Genomic DNA, 22486 nt, shown 5'->3' with positions numbered 1-22486 from the left:
CTCACTGGGCCAGCGGGATGGGAATCGCTCTGGCCGGGCTGGGGCCGTGCATCCGCACCAGCTGCGCTTCGTCCAGCCGCAAGGTGCCCTCATCGTCCAGGCTTGCCAGATCCACGCGGCAGAGGGTGTCGAAGGCGATGCGCTGGGTGACGTCGATCTCGGCGCATTCCACGGCCAGATGCCGGGCCCGCCCTTCCGGGGAAGGCGGGTCCACTTTCACCGCAAACAGCGTACGCATGCGATTGCTGTTGACCATGATGCTCAGGGTGCCGGGGGCCTCGAATTTGGCCCAGGAGACGGGCAGTATCAGCACGGTGGGCTTGGCCGGGTTGCAGTCAGGCTTGATTTCGGCAAGCACGGCGAGCCGATGGGGGGGCGGGGTCTCCTGGTACCGAGAATAGTACTCAGGTATCTGTGTTTCGAACTTAACGCTGAAGCGCTGTGGCGGAACAGCCTCGGCAAACGGCCGCTCCATCGAGGCTTGCAGCAGGCCGGTGTAGAGCCCATCCCGGGAGGTGAGGGTGATGCACAACTGTTGGCCTTCCGTTTCGAGCTTGGCGGGTAACCAGACATGCAAGCGCTGTTCTCGCTGCTGATGATGCGGGTGGCCCTCGGGTTCCAGCATCACCCCCGCCAGGGCGCGACCGGAAACGGTCACCGCCGGTGAAAAACCTTCACTGAGGAAGCTGGCATCAATCTCAAGCTCGTCGGCTGGCTGCGCCAGCACCTGAGCGGTGAAGAGCAGGCATGCCGTCGCCCAGGCCCAGGTCGGCCATCGCCGCGCCCTCATGACAGCCGGATCCTGAAGGGCAGGGAGGCGGTTTGGCCGCCGGCGTATCTCTCACCTGCTGTTGAACCACCGATGGCGCAGTGCAGGGCGCCCGAGAGGTCGACGCCGCTGACCTGGGTCAGCTCGAGGCTGCAGCTATAGCCGGTTCGGGACAACGCGATTCGCCAGCCTCCCCGGGTGAGATGACCGGCGAAGCTTCCCGAGGCTCCGCCGCTGTTGAAGCGGCCGCTGAGTTCATCCGTGGCCCGATCGATTCTCAGGTTGCTGAGCATCAACTCACGCCAGATATTGAAGGTGTAGGCCTGCGCCTGGGTCGGCTCCCGGGGTTCAATGATCTCCACGGAGAGCAATTCGCGGTCCTGGAAGAGCTGGCGAAGGCCGGCGGTCTCGAGCCGGTCGTCGCCGCTGGCCAGGGCGGATTCCAGGGCCATGCTGCGCAGCACTGGGTCGTCGGATTTCATGACCTCCTCGAACACCGCCAGGCGCACCGAGGCGCTGTCGTCGGCCAGTAGGGTTCGTACTCGGTCCAGCATGCCGGCACGCTCCTGGGCCGCTTCCAGCTGACTCATGTCAAGAGCCAGTGTCGGTGTGGCCCCAAGTACCAGCAGCAGGGCCATGGCCCTCATCCCCTTGTGCTTCATGTTGCGCCTCCTCGCGGTGATATTGTTTTTTGGTGGAGTCGTCAGCGTGTTGTGGTATCGGCGATTCGAATGAAGCCTTCCGTGGTCTGGTACCAGGGAAGGCCCACGACCTTTCCGGTCAGCTCAATGCTCTGCCCGACGGAGAGCCAGCGGCGCGCCGGCGACCAGGGGCTGGGGGCTTCACGGATCGGCGTTTGTGTCGTAGCGACGACACTGCCCTGGCGGGGCTCGATGGGCAGGTCGGAGGGAGGTAGCTGGGGGCTGCCCTGGCTGTCGAAGAAGCGGCCGATTCGCTCGTTCAGGGCATCCTGGCGGTAGGCGCGAATCAGGCCTGCCTCGGTGTTGAGAACCATGCCGACCGGCTGGCCTTGCAGCATCAGCTGGGAACCGCTCATGCCTTTGAAGGCCTCGCTACTCGCAGAGAGGGGCATGACCTCGATGTGGCGATGGTCCACGGCAACGAATCGAACGCCGTAGGCCTCGACCCCTCCGGTGTCGCGGACACGCAGAATCACCCCCTGGCGACCCTGGGTCACGGCGTCTCGCAGGGTGGCATCGAGAGGTTCCGGACGAGGCCAGCCCATGCCGCAGCTCAGGCGTCCGCGAGCATCGACGCGAATCACCGAGATGTCGTCGCCAAAATCGGTGATCAGTTGGGCCGGGGCTCTCACGCGCTCCGTGCTGACGACTTCAAGCCCCAGGCCCATGCCCACGACATGGGTGGGCGTTACGGCAAAGCACTCCCCGCTGCGTGCCCGCAGAATGCCCTGGCCAGATTCGAGACCTTCCACCAGCACCGGCTCCGCCACCGCCGGCCATGTGTAAGCCGTCGTCAAGACGGCAATCACAATTCGCTGAAGTGCCCTGCGCATCCTCGCAAGCTCCCGATAGGAATCTTTTGTCAAGCGTAGACGATGGTGAGTCGGCGAGGCTCCGGGTGAATCCAACGTTATTTCCTGGGACAGGGGCTCATCGGTGTTTGTCTTCGAAACCGAACTACACTTCATTCGACCGGTCTGGCCGGCGCGGGCGGGGCGAAAGGCTAACGGTCGACTCATGAGCGCGGATAGTGGAAGGAAGAAGGGAGGGCGAGTGATGTTCAAGGAGTTCAAGGAATTTGCCGTGCGCGGCAACGTGGTCGACATGGCGGTGGGGATCATCATCGGCGGGGCCTTCGGGACCATCGTTTCGAGCCTGGTCAACGACGTGCTGATGCCGCCAATCGGGCTGCTGATGGGGGGCGTCGATTTCTCCGATATCTTTCTGGTGCTGAAGGGTGAGGGGCCCTATGCAACCCTGGCCGATGCTGCGGCGGCAGGGGCGGTGACCATCAACGTGGGAGTGTTCGTCAACAACGTGATCAGCTTTCTGATCGTGGCGTTCGCTGTGTTCCTGCTGGTGAAGGGGATCAACCGCCTGCGCCGCCAGCAGGCCGCGGCGCCGACGGAGCCCACCGCCCCGCCCGAGGACATCCTGTTACTGCGCGAGATCCGCGATAACCTGGCGAGGCGAACCAAGGAACCGTGAGGGGCTTGGTCTGACTGCTTGTCAGGCTGGCATGGAACACAATGACAGCGCCGCGGCAGATGCCGCGGCGCTGGGGTCTGAGAATTTTCCTGGAATCAAGCCTGGCGGACGTTCTGGCGCCGGCGCTGTGTAGAGCGGTCAGCGGCCGCCGGCCGGTTCCAGAGGGTGAGGAAGCGGGCGGCGTTTCGGCTGCGCTGTCGAACCCGGCGGCTGGTGCTGGGCAGTGTCTGGTCCAGTAGGGACGGAACGCGTTCGGTCGTCATGGTGGAGCCTCCTGGCATGGTCATTTTGCGGAAAGTATTTCCAGGCAATCTATCTTCGACTAAGGTCGTAGGCAAGCTTTTTTGGAAAATACTTTCGCCAATGCCTGGGTGTGCCTGAGGCTCTGGGCGAGGTTTCCGACCCGCGCCGAGGCCCTGACCCTGCCCTCGACCGTCTTCAGCGCGTGCGGTCGCTACCTGCTTGACCCTGGATTCATAGAATCACATCAGTCGCATTGACGTGCTGGCGGACAACCTGGTTGATCGTCCTCGAGAGTAGGGGGTGAGAGTTTACCGCTCCCGATGGTGAACGGAATCGATATGGTCAAGCAACTCCCTGCTCTCGCTGGTGGCCTTGCGGAAAAACAGGCAGCCGCTCTGCTCCAGGGTGGGGTAATCGGCCTTTTGGGTGAAGATGGTGACCTGGTCGGGGTATTCGCAATAGGTCAGGTTTAGCAGCGCGTCCAGTGAGATGTCATCAGTTGGCCCCTTGTCTGGGGTCTGGTTGATGAAGGGGGAGTTGTAGAGAATGGTGTGGAAGTAGCTCTCGTCCGGCGCATAGACATGCATGAAGAACCGGTTGAATTCGAGATAGCTATCGTGGAAGTCGAGGATATAGTCGATGGCCCGGCCGGTCAGCGCGAAGTGGCCCCAACCCCGGTAGATCGTCAGCCTGGCATTGCCGACCTTCACCGTCGGCTTCTTGAATCGGATCAGCCTACCAAGCTTGGATATCAGGATGTTGCCGGCATTGACGAGACGCCATGAGCGCTTGTCCCGGTCCATCGACCAGCGCAAGCGGTACTTCTTCAGGTCATTGGTGTCTCTGGTAAGCGTCTCGTTCCGGGCGCGCATGAACTCGGTGTCGGGGTGCTCGTTGAAGAACCCCTCGATCTCCCGGTTGGAGCGGATGGGGTACTCAAGCCCCTGTAGCACGACGAAGCGATCGAACCCCCCGTGTTGCCGCGCCTGGCGGAAGGCATTGATCGTCGCCTCGACCAAGGAGTAGCCACCCCAGTACGCCTTGATCCGCGGCTCGACAAAATGGACGCGGGCCTCATCCTTGAGCAGCGCACGGAAGGGCTCGATGGCCGACTTTTGGTCAAGGTGAAGGAAAACGGCATGCTGCGTGCCTTTCACGAGCTTTTTTGCCAGGCGTGCAATATGCTCAGGATCAGTATGGGCTAGAACGATATACGCAATTTTCATCGGTGATCTTCATTCCGGCCATAACGTAGCTAGTAAGTTTTTGATTTTATTGGGTTATATTTTATAAGTTACGTTTACTGGGTAGTTGAGACTAATGGTGCATGATTTAGAAAGCTGTCACGACTGATATTTTTGGTTATTAACCGGAAAAAAAATACGTAAGCTAAGCTCTGTAGAGTGCTAGTCATCTAATTCGCTAGAGGTTAAATTCCCCCTTATTATTTATTATTTACTTAAAAGATTGTACAGGGGTGATACCTTCTGGGAACCGTTCATCAAGCCGTTCTGACACGGCTTGTCGTTTTGCGAGATGAAATCTATTCCTTGTTTCCCTGGTCATTGCAGTGCTGGAAAATCATGAGCTGTTTTTTACACGAGTGTGTCAATGTTTATGCTTAGTAACCTGCAGAAAATTTCGGTATCAGCTTTACCAGGAAAAAGGATGAAGTTGATAATATTTTTTCAGAGCTTGATTGATCGATAATCACTTCGGCTCGAGGTATGACATGACAGTGACTGAACTGATATGCCTGATGCAGGTGGAGGGAGAGCGCATTAAACCCGGTTTTTGGCACGATGTCGACCTCACTGAATATGCCAATAAACTGTTGAGTAGAGCCGAAATAAGACTGCATTACAGCCACGGTAATTGCCTGGGGTTAATTGCCTATTATTGCAACGATAAGCAGGGTCGTTGTGGCTATATTTCCTTGATTCTGGTGGCGCACCCTGCGCAGGGCAGTGGATTGGCTGACGAACTGTTGGAGCATGTGGTCGATGCCATGGAGCGTCGGAGATTTTATCGGGTCAGGTTGCAGGTAGATCACGACAATCTGCGGCCGATCTCGATATTACCGCAGCGGGAGTTCAGGACGAAGACGCCGAGCGAGGGGCTGTGACGCTCTGGCGGTAGCGGTCACTATGAGGCATCTTGGCAGCAGGCGAGCTTTCACTCATCTGGCCTGGCAGGGAGGTGCAATGGTCGAGGCGCTGACGGTTTCCGAGGTCTACCGGGCCTGCCCGGAGGCGGGCTTCTCCTTCGAGGTGACCAGCGAACTGGAATCGCTGGACCTGCTGAGCGGCCACGACCGAGCGCGGGAGGCGCTGGACTTCGGCACCGCGATCCGCAGCGACGGCTTCAACCTCTTCGTGCTCGGCCAGCCGGGCCACGGCATGCACGGCCTGGTAGGGGGCTATCTGGAGGAGCGCTCCCGGGACGAGCCGGCCCCGCCGGACTGGGGCTACCGCTACAATTTCGAGGACCCCTCGGTGCCGCTCTACCTGTCGCTGCCACCGGGCCTGGGTCGTCAGCTGCGCCGCGACATCGAGGCGCTGGTGGATGAGCTGCGCGGCGCCATCCCGGCGGTGTTCGAGAGCGAGGAGTACCAGAACCGCCTGCAGGAGCTGAAGCAGGCCATGGGCGAGCGCCAGCGCGACGCCATCGAGGCGGTGCGCCGCGAGGCCCGGGAGCAGGGCGTGCTGCTGCTCTCCACCCCCAACGGCTTCACCTTCGCGCCGGCGGGCGACGACGACAAGATGCTGTCGCCGGAGGAGTACGAGACGCTGCCCCAGGAGGATCGCGAGCGCATCGAGCACACGGTGGAGATCCTGCAGCGCAAGCTGACCCAGGCGATCCGCCGCATGCCGAAGCTGGCCAAGTCGCTGCGCGATCAGGTCTACGGCCTCAATGAGGAAGTGCTGCAGACGGCCATCGGCGCGCCCCTGACCGAACTGGAGGAGCGCTACGCCGAGGAGGTGGGGGTGATCGCCCACCTGACGGCGATTCGCGAGGCGATCCTTGCCCACGTCGATTCCTTCCTCTCCGATGAGCCCGAGATTCCCCCTGAGGCGGTGTTCAGCCGCTTCCACCTCAACCTGCTGGTGGACAACGCCGACACCGAGGGCGCGCCGGTGATCTACCAGGACCTGCCGGGCCACCAGCACCTGGTGGGGCGCATCGAGCACCACGTGCACAATGGCACCCTGCTTACCGACTTCTCGCTGATCCGCGCCGGTGCCCTGCACCGGGCCAACGGCGGCTACCTGGTGCTGGACGTGCGCGGCGTGCTCACCCAGCCCGGCGCCTGGGAGACCCTCAAGCGCATCCTGCGCGCCGGTGAGATCCGCACCGAATCCCTGGAGCAGGCCTATGGCCTGATCAGCACGGTGGGCCTGGAGCCTCAGCCGATCCCGCTGGACGTGAAGATCGTGCTGCTCGGCGAACGGCTGCTCTACTACCTGCTGTGCGAGCACGACCCGGAGTTCCTGGAGCTGTTCAAGGTGCAGGCGGACCTCGAGGACGAGCTGCCGCGCAGTGAGGACAACCTGATCCTCTACGCCCATATGGTAGCGACCCTGGCCCGGGAAGCGGCGCTGCGCCCGCTGGATCGCAGCGGGGTGGCGGCGACCATCGAGCGCGCCGGCCGCCTGGCCGATGACCAGCAACGCCTCACCGCCCGCCACCGCGATCTCAGCGACCTGCTGCAGGAGGCCGACCACTGGGCGGCCGTGGAGGATGCCACGGTGATCACCCGCGCCCATGTGGAGAAGGCGGTGGTCCAGCAGCTCTATCGCGCCGGGCGGATCCGCGAGCGCAGCCACGAGCAGATCGTTCGCGGCACGGTGATGATCGCCACCGAGGGTCGCGCGGTGGGGCAGGTGAACGGGCTCTCGGTGCTAGCCCTGGGCGACTTCGCCTTCGGTCAACCGACCCGCATCACCGCGACTGCCAGGCCCGGCGCCGGCCAGGTGGTGGATATCGAGCGCGAGGCGCGCCTGGGTGGGCGCATCCATACCAAGGCGGTGATGATCCTGTCGCGCTTCCTGGCCGGCCGCTTCGCCCCGGACCAGCCGTTGTCGCTCTCCGCGAGCCTCGCCTTCGAGCAATCCTACGGCGGGGTCGAGGGCGACAGCGCCTCGGTGGCGGAGGTGTGCGCGCTGATCTCCGCCATCGGCCGGGTGCCGCTGGACCAGAGCTTCGCGGTGACCGGCTCCATCAACCAGCACGGCGAGGTGCAGGCGGTGGGCGGGGTCAACGAGAAGATCGAGGGCTTCTTCGATGTGTGCCGCGCCCGCGGCGAGCTCAATGGCCAGGCGGTGATCCTGCCGGCCAGCAACGTGGTGCACCTGATGCTCAAGGCCGAGGTGCGCGAGGCCATGGCCGCCGGCACGTTCCGCATCTTTGCCGTGCGCCACGTGGACGAGGCGCTGGCCCTGCTCATCGGCGAGGCGCCTGGCGAGGCCGACGCGTCCGGCCAGTTCCCACCCCAAAGCGTCAACGGCAGGGTGCAGGCGCGCCTGGTGGCCTTCCGCGAGGCGGTCAAGGCCGCCCGCGGGGGCGATGGTGAGAGCGACGGGAATAACGGGGACAAGAACAGCGACCATGAAGAGGAGGGCGGCGGCGACCACAAAGAGAAGGGCGGCGGCGACCATAAAGAGCAGGGCGGCGGCGACCATAAAGAGCAGGGCGGCGGCGACCATGAGTGAGCACAGCGAGGCCATGCGCGTGCTGGCGCTGCTGGATGACTCCCGCCAGAGCCAGGCCGCCCTGGCCGCGGCGGTGGCCCTGGCCGATCAGGTCAGCGCCGAGCTGGTGGCGCTGTTCATCGAGGATCTCGATCTGCTCGCCTGTGCGGCCTTTCCCTTCTCCCGGGAGGTGGGGGCCAGCACCGGCCTGACGCGGCCGCTTCAGATCGCCGAGCTGGAGGCGAGCCTGGCCCGCCAGGTGCAGCGCATCACCCGTTCGCTGGATGAGGCGGTGGCGGGGCGCGCGTTGCGCCATCGCCTGCAGGTGAGCCGCGGCCAGGTGGTCAGCGAGGCCCTGGCCGAGGCCGCCCCCGGTGATGTGCTGGTGCTGGGCAAGGCGGGCCTCTCCTCGCGCTGGGGCTGGAGTTCACGGCTCGGCTCCACCAGCCGCCGCCTGGTGCTGGAGGCGCCTTGCACGGTGATCATCTGGGACGAGCGCCACCCACCCGTATCCGGCCCGCTGCGCACCCTGCGCGGCGAGGCGCCGACGCTGCCCTGGGGCGAGAGTCTGGCCGAGGCCTCCCGCAACCACCCGCTGTTTCGCGGCCGCGAGGAGCTCGCCCCCATGGCCGCCCCCGAGCTAGAGCGCTTCCTCGCTCACGCCCGCAGCGGGGCCCTGGTGATCGGCCGCCAGACCCTTACCAGGCTCTTCACCGAGGACCCGGAAGTGTTGGCGCGCCTCCCCGTGCCGGTGGTGGTGGTGCCTTAGGGATGCGGAAGCATTGGCCGAAAGATCTCGATCTCCAGACCGTCGATATGCCGATAGTGGCGATCGTTAGCGGTGAGCAGTGTCACTCCTAGCTCCATGGCGGTTGCCGCAATCAGCGCATCGGCCATCTGCATGCTGTGGCTGAGCGCATAGCTCTCGACCAGGAAGGTGGCCCGCGCCGAAATGCCCTCCTCGAGATGCACCAGCTTGGCTTGGTAGGCAACACCGCCGGGCAGAGCCTAGATCCCACCAGTTGCGACATGCTTTATCAGTAGCTTCCATCCATCGTTACCAGTCACTTAATTAGCCAAAGTGTCAACCACCACCAAGGGCTAGCAGTGGGCGGCTGTTTCAAACGTTCATTTCGCGTTACTATTTGTCACGACGATCAACGTTGCATTCAACGAGGGGATGGCCGTGGGGAGACGACTGTGAGCGCCATCGCTTCGCCTTGCGTGGGGCTCTGTTCCACCACCCTGGGCGATCGCACCTGCCGCGGCTGTCAGCGCAGCGACTCGGAGATTCGCGACTGGTTCGGCCTGGCGAGCGACGAGCGAGCCGCGTGCATCCAGGAACTCGATGCCCTGCGCGAGGCCGTGGCCGGCCGCTACCTGCGCCTGGTGGACGGCGCGGCGCTGGAGGCCCAGCTCAGGCGCCACCGCATCCGCTTTCGGCCCGAGCAGCCGGTGCTGTCGCGAGCGGTGGAGCTGCTGCGCGTCGGCCGCGAGCGCATTCAGGAACTCTCCCGCTATGGCCTGGCGCCGGTGGGGAAGGGCGAGGGTCTCGCCGCCGCCGAGCTCCACGCCCGGTTGGCCGCCGAGCTCAATAAGGCTGCCGAGGCCCGCCGCTATTCCTCCTTATTTGACCATTCTGCCGAGTGCCCTTCATGCCCGTGACCCTGCCCGAGCCCCTGCCCGAGCCCGTCGGCACCAGCGCCGACGACCTGCTGTCCGACGAGCTGCTCGACTTCCTGGGCTGTCGCACTCCGGATGCCTGGGTGGCCTGGGCCCTGGAGAACCCCGAACTCCTTCTGATCGACCACGCCCAGTGCGAGAAGAAGGCCGCCTCCACGGCGATGAGCCTTCTCTACCGCTATGTGAACCAGCCGCTGCTGCTCACCAAGATGAGCCAGCTGGCCCGGGAGGAGCTGCTGCACTTCGAGCAGGTGGTGATGCTGATGGAGGCACGGGGCATTCCCTATCGCCACATCAGCGCGTCGCGCTACGCCGAGGGGCTTCGCCGCCACGTGCGCCCGGAGGAGCCCGACCGGCTGGTGGACGTGCTGATCATCGGCGCCTTCATCGAGGCGCGCAGCTGCGAGCGCTTCGCGCGGCTGATTCCCCACCTGGACCCCGAGCTTGCCAAGTTCTACCGCACTCTGGTTAAGTCGGAAGGGCGCCACTACGAGGACTACCTGATGCTGGCCCGCCACCTGGCCGCATCGCCCATCGAGTCCCGTATCGCCTTCTTCGCCGATCGCGAAGCCGAGCTGGTGCAGACGCCCGACACGGCGTTCCGTTTTCACAGTGGCGTGCCGGCGTAAGACCGGCCCCATGTTACGCAGGACCGATACGATGCGAGATGCAACTGACGTCGCCGATACCCCACAAGCGGATCGGCTGGCCCTCTTCGGCCACTTCTCGCTTACCCTCGGCGAGGATGTGCTGACGCAGTTCAGCTACGACAAGGTGAAGGCGCTGCTGGTCTACCTGCTGCTGCACAGCCAGCCGGTGAGCCGTGCCACCCTGGCGGAGCTGCTGTGGCCCGACCAGGGCCTCTCTTCCGGGCGCACCAACCTGCGCCACGCGCTGCACTGCCTGCGCCAGTCGCTGGGGGAGCACGCCGACGAGGTGCTGTCCGTCTCGCGTCAGACCATCGCCTTCCGCCTGCCGCCGCGCTGGCAGTTCGACCTTCAAGAGGTGCAGCGCCTGCTGGAGGGTGAGCGCGACCTATCGACCCTGGCCGCGCTGCTCGAGCACTACCAGGGCGATCTCGCCGAGGAGCTGCAGCTCAACAACTGCGGTGATTTTCAGCGCTGGCTGGTGCAGGTGCGCAACGACTGGCGCCAGCGGGTGATCCGCTTCGCCGAGGCGGTGCTGGAACAGCACGACAGCGTCCCCGACCGCCTGCTGGTCGATCTGGTCAACCGCTTCTCCGGCTACGGTCCCTTCCACGAGAAGCTGGTGCGCCAACTGGCCGAGCAGGGTCAGCTGGCCGCCGCCCATGAGCAGTACAACGCCTACCTGCAGCTGCTGGCGCTCTCCGGCCAGCAGCCGGAGCCCGCCTTCCTGCAGCTGGCCCGCTACTGGTCCGACACCCACGCCGACGCCGCCGCCAGTGGGCTGGGCTTCGCCCGCACCCTGGCGCCGGACAGCGCGCCGCTGCGCGAGGAGGAGATCGAGCAGCGCCAGCTCTCGGTGATGGCCATTCGCCTGCGCCTCAAGGGCGATCTCTCCAGCCGCCCGGCCAGCCGCGCCTGCCTGATGCTGCAATATGAGCTGTTGCGCTGGCTGGAGGAGCAGTGCCACCACCTGGGCGGCTTCTGGCTGCCCGGCGCCACCGGCGGCCTGGGCCTGGCCTGCTTCGGCACCCACGGCCCCGCCCACCAGCTCGCCGAGCTGGTGGCGCTCTACGAGCACTGCCGACGCATGTTGCCGGAGGAGAGCCGCCGCCACTGGAGCGGCGAGGGCGAACCGCCCAAGGTGGAACTCGCCGCCGGGCTCAACAGCGGCCAGGTGGTCTACCTGCCGGAGCGCGGCCTGGTCGATCCGCTGGGCCAGGTTACCCAGGGCTCGCTCGAGCTGATGTCCGCCGCCGAGGGCAGCGAACTGGTGATCTCCCAGGACGCCAGCCAGCACATGCCGCCGGCGCTGGACCTGCAGCCGCGGCTGAGCTCCCGCCTGGTGGCCAGCGACGGCCGGATACGCCTGCGGGCGCTGGTGCTGGGGGCGAATGAAGGCGGCCGTGAGGCGCTGCCACCCAGCCTGGTAGGCCGCGAGACCCAGCTGCGTACCCTACGCGACGCCCTGGCCCGGGCCGGCATCGGCCTGCGCCAGAGCGTGCTGGTGCGCGGCCCCTCCGGCATGGGCAAGTCGGCGCTGATGGTCGGCTTTCGCCAGCTCGAACAGAGCCGCGATGCCGCCATCTGCTGGCAGCCCACCACCCGGCTCTCGGTGCAGGAGCCCTATGGCGTAGCCCGCCAGCTGCTGCGCTGGCGCCTGGACGGTGCCCTCACCCCCGAGGCCCTGGCCGGCCTGCGTGGGCAGCTCGCGCTGCCGGAGCTCGACGAGCCCCGCCAGCAGCTGCTGGAGGAGGCCCTTGGCGCCCGCGAGCCCCGCGAGGTGGCCCTGCTCACCCAGAGCGGCGAGGCGGTGGAGCTGGTGGTGGGGCTGCTGCAGCGCCTGATCACCGCCTTTGCCGCCGAGCGCACCCTGGTGTTGATGATCGACGATCTGCAGTGGCTCGACGAGCCCAGCTTCAAGCTGCTGGCCGGCCTGCAGGCGCGGCTGCCGATCAACTGCGGCTTCATGCTGGTGGCCAGCCACCACGGCCGCGAGGCGCTGCCGGCGCGGCTGCACTGGGACCAGCAGATCACCCTGGGCCGGCTCGATGCCCTGCAGTCGTCCAGGCTCCTCACTCAGCTCTCCCGCCGCTACCGCATCCACCTGAGCCCGCGCCTGCGCGGCCAGATCATCGAGCGCTGCGACGGCGTGCCGCTCTATCTGCAGGAGATCTGCCGGCGGGTCGACATGGACCGCCGCGAGGGGCGCAGCGTGCACCTGGACGAGCTGCCCCACGGCCTGCTCGGCCTGCTGGCCAGCCGTATCGACCAGCTCGACGGCGACCGCGAGGTGGCCCACGCCGCCGCGGTGCTCGGCCGGCGTTTCCGCTTCGACTTCCTGGCCGAGTGTAGTGGCTGGGACAAGCTGCGCCTCAGCCAGGCGCTGGAACAGATGCGTCGCCTGGAGATCATCGAGCCGGTGGAGGGCGACGAGGACGGCCGCGAGTACCAGTTCACCCACCAGCTGCTGCAGGAGGCCGCCTACCTCTCCTGCCCGCGGGATGTTCGCACGGCGATCCATCGCCAGGTGGTCGAGCTGATCGAGGAGCGCTTCCCGATGTGGATCAGCCGTCACCCGGGGGACTTCGCCACCCACCTGCGGCGCAGCGGCCACTACGCCCGCGGCGCCCGCTACTATGAGCTGGCCGCCCGCGAGGCGCTCAAGGTGAGCGCCAACCGCACCGCGCTGAAGATGGCCGATCTCGGCCTGGTCAGCCTGCGTCAGGTCGAAGGGCAGGTTGAGCGCGAGGTCAGCCTGCTCACCGTGCGCGGCCAGGCCGCCTTCGCCCTGGAGGGGCACGGCTCGCCTACTGCCCACGAGAGCTTCGTGCGCGCCCGTGAGCTACTCAGAAAGGTCAAGCAGCTGGACGGGGAGGAGGGCGAGCCCGCCGACCTGGAGCAGGCCTTCCTGGTCAAGTGGGGCCTGTGGGTAGGCTGCAGCCAGCGCCACGCCCACGCCGATGCCTTCCACCTCGCCTCCAAGCTGGCGGGCCTGGCCGAGCGCATGGAGGACCCGCGCTACCGCCGCCTGGCCGAGTATGCTCGCGCCAGCTGCGAGTACTGGGCGGGTCGCATCCAGCGCGCCTACGACCACCTGGAGGAGATCAACCCCCTCGAATCCCCGATGATGATCGAGTGGCTGCCCTTCTCCGATCACCCCCAGGTGGCCGCCGCCTGCTTCCAGGGCTGGGCGCTCTGCCTGCGCGGCGACTACCGCCGTGCCGAGACCCAGGTGGAATCCGCCATCCGTCTGGCCGAGACGATCGGCCACCCCGGCAGCCTGGCCATGGCCCTGATGTACGCCGCCTCGCTCTACCGCCAGCTCGGCCACGTACACCTGGCGGCTACCCGTGCCGAGCGCGCCTATGAGCTCACCGGCAGCCAGGACCTGCACCTGTGGCAGATGGCCGCCCGCGGCGTGCTCGGCTGGCGGCGCGCCATGGCAGGCGATCGCGAGGGACTCACCCAGGTGGAGCAGGCCCAGGAGGAGCTCGCCGAACTCACCGGTCGCGACCCCTATAGTCGCCCCTCGCTGTGGTTCGTGGACGCCTGCGTGGCACTGGGCGAATTCAGCCGCGCCGAGGACTACCTGGACCAGGCGCTGATGCTTGCCCGGGAGAAGACCACCCTGTTCGTGCCCGAACTCGCCGTGCACCTCGCCCGCGTGCGCCACCGCCTCGGCCACCCGCGCGACGAGATCATCGCCTTGATCGAGCTCGCCCAGCAGCAGGCCCGCGAAGACGGCAACCTGCACCAGCAGATCAACGGCCTGGAGCTGTGGTTGACGCTGATCGACCCCGCCGACGACAAGGCCCGCCAGGAGCTGCGCCGGCTGCTCGCCGAGGTCAGTCACTCCGACGCCCCGATCATCGCCCGCTGGCGCAGCCTGCTCGACCGAGCTCTCCCTCACCCAGCCAACGCCGACGCCCTCTAGGGCGCCGGCGGCGATTGATCGCCGATGAATCGGGCTCCTACGCTGCTGTAGGAGCGCAGATTCTGCGCGATAGGCGGCGCAGCCGCCCTGCGGTGTTGCGATGGCGGTTCAATCGCCGATAAATCGGTCTCCTACAGGTGGGCGCTCAGGATGTAGGAGCGCAGATTCTGCGCGATTGCCGGTGTCACCAGGGCCTGCCGTAGGGGTGGTAGGACCACGTTCCGCGGGGCGAATTGAGGCCGGAGGGCTTCCCGCTCTGCTGCCCACCTATCACCTCCATAGCCAAAATTCCCTTGTCTGTAGAGCCCCTCCACCTCCTCGCGTAGAATAGGCTGATCAACGATACCAACAACGACACAGCAGGGATGCTGGCACACGGGCAGCAGGTAGGCGTGCGGGCAAGGGCCTTATCCCTCCTCACCGCCCCTGGCATCCGCCAGGAAGCTTTTCCTGTCCCGTGCCCAGCCTCCCTACCGAACTAATCAGGGCATGGGAATGCGCCCGGCACAATCCCCGGGCGGTAGCGTGCCTGCCTTCCTGATGCGCCCCTATGCCACCACTATGCACCGTCATCATTCCGGTCTATGAGCACTGGCACCTGATTCCTGCGCTGGTGCAGTGCCTGCAGCGCCAGAAGTTGAGCCAGGAGAGTTTCGAGGTACTGCTGGTCGACAACGGCTCGACGCACTTTTCTCCCCCCGCCGAACTGCCCGGCAATATCTGCATCCTGCACTGTGCCACCTGAATCGCCCCAGGTTCCTATGCGGCCCACAATGTGGTCTTACAGGAAGCGCAGGGCCAGTGGCTGGTATTCACCTATGTGGAGTGCCTGCCCGCAGCCGGCTGGCTGGAAGCGCTGACGCGGAAGGCCGATCGCCTGAGGGGCGAGGATGCTGTGCTCGCCGGTGCCATCGAGATGCGCGCGAGCGGACCCGAGCCCAGCATCTACGAGATGTACGACTTGGTGAAGGGCATCCATCAGGCCTAGTAAGTCTCACGCGGCTATGCGGTATCCGCCAATCTGGCCGTACCCGCTGAACTGGCCAAGCGTCTTGGCGGCTTCGAGGCCAAGCGATTCTCCGGTGGCGATGCGGATTTCGTGAGGCGAGCCATTGGCACAGGCGCGATGTTGCACTACGTGCCAGAGGCAGTGGTCGAGCACCCGGCACGGGACAGCTGAGACGACATTGTGACCAAGGCGCGTCGTTTCTTAGGAGGGCAGCTCACCCCAGGTACTCGAGCCCAACGGGCTCTGTGGCTGCTCTTCCGTACCTTTACCCCGCCGCTGGTGGCGTGGTATCGCTTTCTCCTTGCATCACCCCCACCGAGGCGCTACCGCCTGATGGCATCGATCCTGCAAGCCAGGCTATGGGGCGTAGAGGCCCTGGAAGCCATTTGGCTGTTATTCCACCAACAGGCAGAGCCGTGCTGACGCTTTCTCAGTCCTGTATCAACTTGCTACTCAAGATCCCAGGAGAACTGTAATGACGACCGCTAGCCCTGAGACGGCGATGACGAGTTCACGGAACGAGACGAATGCCAACCAACTGGTGCTGGTGAACTTGTCTTCTCGCCCCTGCGAGGCATGGCTCAATGCCGTGCGCGCGGCTGGTCAGCCATGGCATCCGGAGATCGTGGACAATCTTGCCAAGGCCAAGCTGTTGCTAAACGAACGTTCCGGTATACACGCTCTGATTTGCTATGACATGCCTGATCGCCAAGTGGCCAGCTGCATTGCCGAGGGGCGACTACCTTCTCAGGCGCTAGCCAACTGGCGCAATGCTACGGAGGTACTGCTTGATCTCTATCGAAATAGCTATCAGCGCATCACTTTGGTAGCAAGGGATGCCCTGGAAGGGGATGCCAAGGTGTTGTTCTCCCAACTTGCAGCGCGGACTGGTATTTCCCTGGGGCGCGTTCCAACAGAGACGGCAGAAGAAGTTGGCACCTCCGCTCCGCAACAGCGAGCCGCACTGCAGCTGCTGGCACAGCAGGCCCTGCAGCTTTCTTCGGCCAGGTGCGTGTTGCAGGAGTTGGAGGCCAGTTCGCTCCCGTTGATCGAGCCGGCTGATCCTCTCGATGTGATCGATATGGCCTATGAGACGCTCAAGAGCACGATCCTGGATGCTAGAGAGCCTGGAGAAACACAGAAGGAGCATGAGACGCTACAGGAAGAGAATGAACTGCTCATTGCGCAGCTTCAAAGGATACAAGAAGAGCTGGAACTCTACTTGCAGGGTAATAAGGGCAAGGGTAACACTGAGAGGGTAAATGAGCTAAAGCTTGATAAGCTTCAGCAGATCATCAAGCAAAAGAACGAGAAACTTCATAGCTTCTCTCAGAAGAACAAGCAGTTGGCAGCCAAGCTGCATGCAGCAAGAAAAGAGCTCAAAGCATTGCGTGATTCGAAATCCTGGAAGGTGACAGCTCCGTTGCGCAAGACCATGCAAGTGCTGGGCAGTGGCAAAGGTGGAAATTCCTGATGGATCAGCAACCCATATCGGCACTCAAGAATGTCAACGGCACTATTCTGCACCTGGGAGCGGGCGAGTGTCGTGAGCTGGAATCCTACCTGGAAACGGCAGCCGAATTGATCGTGCTGGTGGAGCCGGACCCGCAGATCGCCCAAACTTTGAGGCTGCGGAGCCATGCCGAGCCCCGTGTGAAAGTGATAGAAGCTGCAGTGTCCGACCAGGAAGGGGAGGGCGAGTTGCATCACTATAGCGTTACGGGCCTGGCTACCCTGCACCCCTTGAAGGTACTTCCGGAAAAATGGCCAGGGCTACGCAAGGTCCATAGCACAGGCGTGCAGACGAACGACATGGCTCAGTTGCTCGATCAGGTGGTTCTCGCAAGCGATAAGCAGCACTGGCTGGTGATCGAGACTCCCGGTGAGGAGCAGCAGGTGTTTCAGGCCATCCGCAGGCACGAAGCTTATCAGCCGTTCGATTATATAACTTTGATACTCAGCAATCTGACGCCAGAAGTGGAGCAGGCCCGACCCATGCTGCTCGAGATGTTCGAGGAGGCTGGATATCGGCTGGAGAATATCACAACAAAGACCGATCAGATGGCCTATCATGCCAAAGCCGATATACAGTGGAAAGAATACCAAGAGCTGAAAGCTGAGTGCGACAAGCTCAAGATCCTGAACACAGAGCTGACGCAGCAGCTAGTGAATAGCGAGGAAGCCGGCTCTCAGGGACGCCTTGCGCATCTTGAGAGAAAGCTCGACCTGCTATTCAGCGAACAGCGGAATTATATCCAGCTGACCACTAATGCCTTGGGGCAGCATCTCACACGCTGTGCGCAGCAGCAGAGAGACGAGCAGGCATTGGCATACTATCTGGAGCACGGCCAGCATCAACCTGGCATTCAGTTATCGCCAGCCCTGGCCATGGCGTTGTTAGAGTTACGCGATGCCCAACGCTACGATAGCGTTGTCATATTCGGCAGCGGCCCTATGACGGAGCTGTTTGCGCGTGCCATCTTGCAGGATCAGGGGAGCCAGCGGCGCCTTGTAAGGGCAGGCCAGGAGGATGAGGCCGGACCTTCTGGGTATGCGGCCCCTTTCCAGAGCGACTTGTCTCCATCCATCCTCAGTGTGGAGCATCAACAGACCCTATGCGACCAGCTCGAGAAGAAATTGGCTGCGCAGGATTTGAAAATAGTCGTCAATATCGTCAACAGCCCTTGGACCGAATGCCGCTATCAGGATCAATCCGCACTCTTTTACTCTAGCGAGCAAATGATTGGCCAGCTCAATCAGTGGCTGCGAGCGGAAGGCCGAAGCCTGGTAATCGTCGGGGAGGCATTAGCGCGGGTACAGCATAGTCGAGCCGCTGCGCTACCACTACTGCTGCAGCACCTGGAGGCCATGCCGAAGGAGTTGGATGTGGTGCTGGAGCACGCCCCCTATTCCCAAGAAAGCACTCTCCTCAAGCAATGGAATACTTTGCTGGATGCTCGCCAGCAGGCATGGCAGTTACTGGAGATGCCTGACGCACTAGGCTGGCGTATCAAGGGGTAGTGTGCTGCCCCGTCACAATACCTGAAAACCAGATAACGATGCGAGGCTAGATCATGGGCACGATCCTTCAGGGAGCGAATCCACCGCTAACGAGGCGCGCCGCCGAGGCCTTCAATCGTGGTGATTATGAAGATGCTTACAATCTCTACCTGCAAGCCGCTCGGCTTTATGGCGAGGCGTTGTTTCGGGCAAATATTGTGCTCTGCGAGAAGCGCATAGGGGTAACCCAAGAAGTAGAAACCTTAACGCATGGAGAAGGTGGCAAGGTGAGCGCCCTGCAAGCGGAGATTCGGCAGTTGAAGAGACAGCTTAAAGAAAAAGACGCTAGCATAAAACAGCGATTCGACGAGCTGGCCCTCCTGACCAAGATGTTGGAAGAGAAGAACGCCTTCTCTGGTGAGTAGCAAATAACCAACATAATGCTTTTGAGTCATTAATTAATGAGATTCACTCAAGGAATCTAAGGACATGCAAGTAGAAAATACCACTATCGCCATTCTCGGGCTTGGCTATGTTGGTCTGCCATTGGCCGTCGCGTTCAGCAAGCACCACCCTACCATTGGATTTGATATCAAGGAAACCCGAGTCGATGAGTTGAAGCAGGGCAGGGACAACACTCGCGAAGTTGACGAAGCCGCGCTAGCCAGTGCCGATAACCTGCACTTCACCTGCGATGAGGCAGACCTCAAAGCCGCAAATGTGCTGATCGTCACCGTGCCTACCCCGATCGATGATCATCGGCAGCCAGACCTTACTCCGCTGATCAAGGCTTCCGAACTGCTGGGCCGGGTGATAAAGAAGGGCGACGTGGTGATCTACGAATCGACTGTCTATCCTGGAGCCACTGAGGAGGACTGCATACCTGTAGTGGAGCGTGTATCAGGCTTGAAGTTCAACCAGGACTTCTTTGCCGGCTATAGCCCCGAACGCATCAACCCCGGTGATAAAGACCGCCCGGTGACCAAGATCATGAAAGTCACCTCGGGCTCCACCGCGGAAATCGCCGACTTCGTTGACCGGTTGTATGGCAGAATCATTGAAGCCGGCACCCATAAAGCCAGCAGCATCAAGGTGGCTGAAGCCTCCAAGATCATTGAAAATACTCAGCGTGACGTAAATATTGCGCTGGTCAACGAGCTTTCCATGATCTTCAGCCAGATGGGTATCGATACTCATGACGTGATCGAAGCTGCTGCTACAAAATGGAACTTCATCAAGCTACAGCCAGGATTGGTAGGCGGTCACTGTATCGGCGTGGACCCCTATTATCTAGTCCACAAGTCGATGGCGGTGGGGCATATTCCCGATATCATTCGTACTGCACGCGAAATCAATGATGGTATGGCACGTTTCGTTGCAACCAAGCTGATCAAGGCCATGATTGCCAATGATCAAGCGATCAAAGGTAGCAACGCTCTCGTCATGGGTATGACATTCAAGGAAAATTGCCCTGATATTCGTAATACCAAGGTTGTCGACCTGGTAGCCGAGCTCAAGAGCTATGGGATGCATGTGGATATTCATGATCCTTGGGTTGACCCGGAAGAGCTCGAACTAGAGTACGGACTCAGCCTGACCCAGGATCCGGCACATGGCTACTATGATGTGATTGTATTGGCCGTCGCTCATGAAAATTTTAGAAATTTGGGTGAGGGTGTCCTTGAGTTTGGTAAAAATAATGCAACCGTCTTGGATATGAAGAAAATTCTGCGGTCAGATAGCTCTAGAATTGTAGGGATGTAATAATGATGCAGGTGGATGAAAAAAACTTGGCGCTTGTCCAGTGTTCGGATCTCTTCGACGCGGATTGGTACCTGCGTCAATACCCGGATGTGGCTCAATTAGGGATGGAGCCGGCAGAACATTACTTAATGATTGGCAGCCACTTAGGGAGAGATCCTTCACCATATCTATCGACGAAATTTGCCAAGTCGGCGTTTGGCTTGTCGGCTAAGAAGAACCCCGTCATAGAGCTGGAAAGGATAAGAAATGCTGCTGGTGCTATGCCAGATCCGAAGTCAGGTCGTATATTGCATGCCTCGAACTTGGTTGCGCTGGTGGGCAATCATGAACGAGCCGTCTCGTTAGCTGAGCAGTATCTCCCTGAGCATCTAAAGCACACAATCAATATTCTATCGGCAAACGAAGCATTGCATAATGATTTGGGTGAGAATGTCTGGCTTAACAGGTTAAATCATTACGTTAGACACTTTGGTCTATCCGATCTGACGCTTAAGTCAAGTGCAGGAAGTGTTTTTTCTCGCTTATCATCTCAAGCCGAAAGAGCTACTGTGGAGGGGCCATTAATTACGGTAATCATGGCTGCCTATAATGCTGAAAAAACCATAGAGCAATCAGTAGAATCAATTGCTAATCAAACGTGGAAGAATATTGAGCTTCTAATTGTAGATGACTGCTCAACAGATGGTACATGGGGGGTTTTATGCGCCATTTCCAAGATGGACCCGCGGATAAAGATTTATCGGAATTGCATCAATGTAGGGCCGTACGTATCTAAGAATGTTGCGTTAAAATATGCTAAAGGAGAGTGGGTAACAGGGCAAGATGCTGATGATTGGTCACATCCTCAGCGATTAGAACAGCATATGATCTTGGCTAAGGGGGAGAAAGCCAGCACTACCTGCATGATAAGGATGACAGAAAATGGCATGTTTAATCATATTAAGAATGTCACTCCGATTACTAAAGATGGTGTGACTATAAATTCATCTATATCCTGCCTTTATCATGTGGATTTGTTAAAAAAGTCATTGGGGTATTGGGATTCTGTACGCTTTGGAGGGGATTCGGAGCTGATTGATAGAGCTGCTATTTATCTTGGGAAAGATATTCCGAGATATGATACATTGGGTATGGTGTGCCTAAATTTGGAAAGTAGCTTGTCTAATCATCCTGAATGGGGGATTCAGAGCGTAGACGGACAGGACTCTCCAAGGAAACTATATCGATCGGCTTGGCAAAGCTGGCACGGTGAAATCAAGGGAAAGAGGGATAGCAAACTTTATCTTCCATTTCCACAAAGGAAAAGAAGTTTTGATGCTGATCAGAACGTATTGGTCTCTAATGAGGTGGTCAGTAAGCTTTTAGCTTCGTATGAAAGAGTGCTGCAAAGACTTGTGTTTATAGTTGAGGATGTTACTGTTATTGGTGGGGTCGCCAATAGAACAAGATCCGTAATGCAGGGTCGTGCTGGAAGAGAGTACGAGTATGTGGTCATTTCAAGAAGGCACTCCAATGAGAATAATGTTGAAAATTCCTATTCATGTGAGCACGATGAGAAAAAAATAATCGAGTTGATAGAGGAATGGTCTATTGGCGATACAGTGTTCTTTGTTTCAAACAATACACTGAAAGATTTTTCAAAGAATGTAGTCGAAAAAGTCATGAAATTTCCTATCTGTTATATCGCTGCAGCCCAAACGGCATTTATGCTTCAAGACTCCAAAATAATGCTTGACAAGAAGTATGTCGAAAACTTCAAGGTTTCTAAAATAATCAGCTTCTCTGATGGCGATATAAATTTTCAGCGACAGCTAGGCATTCATGGTCAAGTGAAAGGGTTTGTGCCAGTAGGAACTCGTGAGGTCAATGATTACGATCCAGATGTTAAGAACGTTCATTATGCTTATGTTGGGAGAATTGATTTTGCTGCCAAAGACTGCATGAAGTTGATAGACATTGCCGCGGAGCTTCGTTGTCGGAAGTTAAGTCCGATTAAAGTATTTACTACCGATGGCAGTAACTCACCTGATTTCAGGTTCTTCATGAATTCAATTAAGGAAAGAGGGTTGGAGGATCAGTTTGATGTTATCGTTAATTGCACGGATAAAGATAAGATTTTTGACCAGTTGAAGCTTCTGATCCTGCCCTCTTGCAAAGAATCTTTCGGCAATGTTGTCGTTGAAGCATATTCTTATGGAGTGCCAGTTATTGCTGCCTCATATGCTCCTGGTCCTGCCGAAATAATAGATCATAAGATAAATGGAATTTTATTGGATGAGTTGACAGGAACCACCGTCGTTGATGAGATAGAAAGTGTAGGGCGCGAAGATCTCTTAACGATGTCGCGCAACGCGTTTGATAAACATAATAATTACTCTCTTGACGATCATTTGAGCTTTCTTGAGGAAGTGGCTAGAGGTATAATTAAGGAGTTTAATGGGGTTAATATGTTGCCAGTGCTTCCAAGGCTAACAATGCTTAACTAGTTCTGATTGCTCATCACAGACAGACACTAGGGCGGCGTTACAATTTGGCCAGCTGTCACTACCTCATCTCA

General features: G+C 60.4%; 19 protein-coding genes. 14 read left to right on the top strand and 5 right to left on the bottom strand.

The genetic code is table 11. The annotated features are described in order from the left end of the window. Position 1 precedes the first annotated feature (1 nt). The 3 genes from ACR80S_RS12420 to ACR80S_RS12410 are packed head-to-tail and all read right to left on the bottom strand — an operon-like array spanning position 2 to position 2303. On the bottom strand, positions 2 to 790 hold the full coding sequence (locus tag ACR80S_RS12420) for a hypothetical protein (RefSeq protein WP_435403343.1): 789 nt from the start codon (positions 788 to 790) through the stop codon (positions 2 to 4). Further along, complete coding sequence (locus ACR80S_RS12415) at positions 787 to 1431, bottom strand: hypothetical protein (RefSeq protein ID WP_435403342.1); 645 nt, start codon at positions 1429 to 1431, stop codon at positions 787 to 789. The genes ACR80S_RS12420 and ACR80S_RS12415 overlap by 4 nt, the downstream gene beginning before the upstream one ends. Before the next feature lie 41 nt (positions 1432 to 1472). Further along, a complete protein-coding gene (locus ACR80S_RS12410; protein WP_435403341.1) occupies positions 1473 to 2303 on the bottom strand; it encodes a hypothetical protein in 831 nt (276 codons plus the stop codon). A gap of 223 nt (positions 2304 to 2526) precedes the next feature. Here ACR80S_RS12410 and mscL point away from each other — a divergent pair, with 223 nt between their 5' ends. After that, positions 2527 to 2958, top strand: coding sequence for a large conductance mechanosensitive channel protein MscL (mscL, locus tag ACR80S_RS12405; RefSeq protein ID WP_435400147.1), 432 nt, complete (start codon positions 2527 to 2529; stop codon positions 2956 to 2958). A gap of 551 nt (positions 2959 to 3509) precedes the next feature. Here the strand turns inward: mscL and ACR80S_RS12400 are convergent. Next, positions 3510 to 4427 carry a beta-1,6-N-acetylglucosaminyltransferase gene (locus tag ACR80S_RS12400; protein ID WP_435403340.1) on the bottom strand — a complete coding sequence of 306 codons (918 nt, stop codon included), beginning with the start codon at positions 4425 to 4427 and terminating at the stop codon, positions 3510 to 3512. 506 nt (positions 4428 to 4933) lie between these two features. Between ACR80S_RS12400 and ACR80S_RS12395 the strand changes: the two genes are divergently transcribed. The 3 genes from ACR80S_RS12395 (at position 4934) to ACR80S_RS12385 (ending at position 8661) form a co-directional block, all read left to right on the top strand. Further along, a complete protein-coding gene (locus ACR80S_RS12395) occupies positions 4934 to 5326 on the top strand; it encodes a GNAT family N-acetyltransferase (protein ID WP_435403339.1) in 393 nt (130 codons plus the stop codon). Positions 5327 to 5405: 79 nt separating this feature from the next. Continuing rightward, complete coding sequence (locus ACR80S_RS12390; protein ID WP_435403338.1) at positions 5406 to 7913, top strand: Lon protease family protein; 2508 nt, start codon at positions 5406 to 5408, stop codon at positions 7911 to 7913. Beyond that, positions 7906 to 8661 (top strand): universal stress protein, encoded by a 756-nt coding sequence (locus tag ACR80S_RS12385; protein WP_435403337.1) that lies wholly within the window; start codon positions 7906 to 7908, stop codon positions 8659 to 8661. Before ACR80S_RS12390 ends, ACR80S_RS12385 begins: the two co-directional genes overlap by 8 nt. Here ACR80S_RS12385 and ACR80S_RS12380 read toward each other — a convergent pair. Continuing rightward, entirely contained in the window at positions 8658 to 8864 is a 207-nt protein-coding gene (locus ACR80S_RS12380; RefSeq protein WP_435403336.1) for a PIN domain-containing protein, read from the bottom strand. The two genes, ACR80S_RS12385 and ACR80S_RS12380, sit on opposite strands and share 4 nt — an antisense overlap. Before the next feature lie 228 nt (positions 8865 to 9092). Between ACR80S_RS12380 and ACR80S_RS12375 the strand changes: the two genes are divergently transcribed. The 10 genes from ACR80S_RS12375 (at position 9093) to ACR80S_RS12330 (ending at position 22415) form a co-directional block, all read left to right on the top strand. Continuing rightward, on the top strand, positions 9093 to 9557 hold the full coding sequence (locus tag ACR80S_RS12375; RefSeq protein ID WP_435403335.1) for a DUF1289 domain-containing protein: 465 nt from the start codon (positions 9093 to 9095) through the stop codon (positions 9555 to 9557). Further along, a complete protein-coding gene (locus ACR80S_RS12370; RefSeq protein ID WP_435403334.1) occupies positions 9548 to 10204 on the top strand; it encodes a MiaE family protein in 657 nt (218 codons plus the stop codon). Before ACR80S_RS12375 ends, ACR80S_RS12370 begins: the two co-directional genes overlap by 10 nt. A 31-nt stretch (positions 10205 to 10235) precedes the next feature. Further along, the gene (locus tag ACR80S_RS12365; protein WP_435403333.1) at positions 10236 to 14156 is read left to right on the top strand and encodes an AAA family ATPase; all 3921 of its coding nucleotides are present in this window, start codon (positions 10236 to 10238) and stop codon (positions 14154 to 14156) included. A 550-nt stretch (positions 14157 to 14706) separates the two neighbouring features. Continuing rightward, positions 14707 to 14901, top strand: a complete 195-nt coding sequence (locus tag ACR80S_RS12360) for a glycosyltransferase family 2 protein (RefSeq protein ID WP_435403332.1) — start codon at positions 14707 to 14709, stop codon at positions 14899 to 14901. Between the two features lie 30 nt (positions 14902 to 14931). Next, a complete protein-coding gene (locus ACR80S_RS12355; RefSeq protein WP_435403331.1) occupies positions 14932 to 15144 on the top strand; it encodes a hypothetical protein in 213 nt (70 codons plus the stop codon). 496 nt (positions 15145 to 15640) lie between these two features. Further along, entirely contained in the window at positions 15641 to 16639 is a 999-nt protein-coding gene (locus ACR80S_RS12350) for a hypothetical protein (protein WP_435403330.1), read from the top strand. Beyond that, a complete protein-coding gene (locus ACR80S_RS12345; protein ID WP_435403329.1) occupies positions 16639 to 18186 on the top strand; it encodes a class I SAM-dependent methyltransferase in 1548 nt (515 codons plus the stop codon). The genes ACR80S_RS12350 and ACR80S_RS12345 overlap by 1 nt, the downstream gene beginning before the upstream one ends. Before the next feature lie 53 nt (positions 18187 to 18239). Continuing rightward, a complete protein-coding gene (locus tag ACR80S_RS12340) occupies positions 18240 to 18590 on the top strand; it encodes a hypothetical protein (protein ID WP_435403328.1) in 351 nt (116 codons plus the stop codon). A gap of 64 nt (positions 18591 to 18654) precedes the next feature. Further along, positions 18655 to 19929 carry a nucleotide sugar dehydrogenase gene (locus tag ACR80S_RS12335; protein WP_435403327.1) on the top strand — a complete coding sequence of 425 codons (1275 nt, stop codon included), beginning with the start codon at positions 18655 to 18657 and terminating at the stop codon, positions 19927 to 19929. Positions 19930 to 19931: 2 nt separating this feature from the next. Then, entirely contained in the window at positions 19932 to 22415 is a 2484-nt protein-coding gene (locus ACR80S_RS12330; RefSeq protein WP_435403326.1) for a glycosyltransferase, read from the top strand. The last annotated feature ends 71 nt before the right edge of the window (positions 22416 to 22486 follow it).

This window comes from Halomonas salsilacus (assembly GCF_051216275.1).
Lineage (GTDB): Bacteria > Pseudomonadota > Gammaproteobacteria > Pseudomonadales > Halomonadaceae > Halomonas.
The sequence above is the reverse complement of the archived record's forward strand: the minus strand, read 5'-3'. Positions and strand labels throughout refer to the sequence as shown.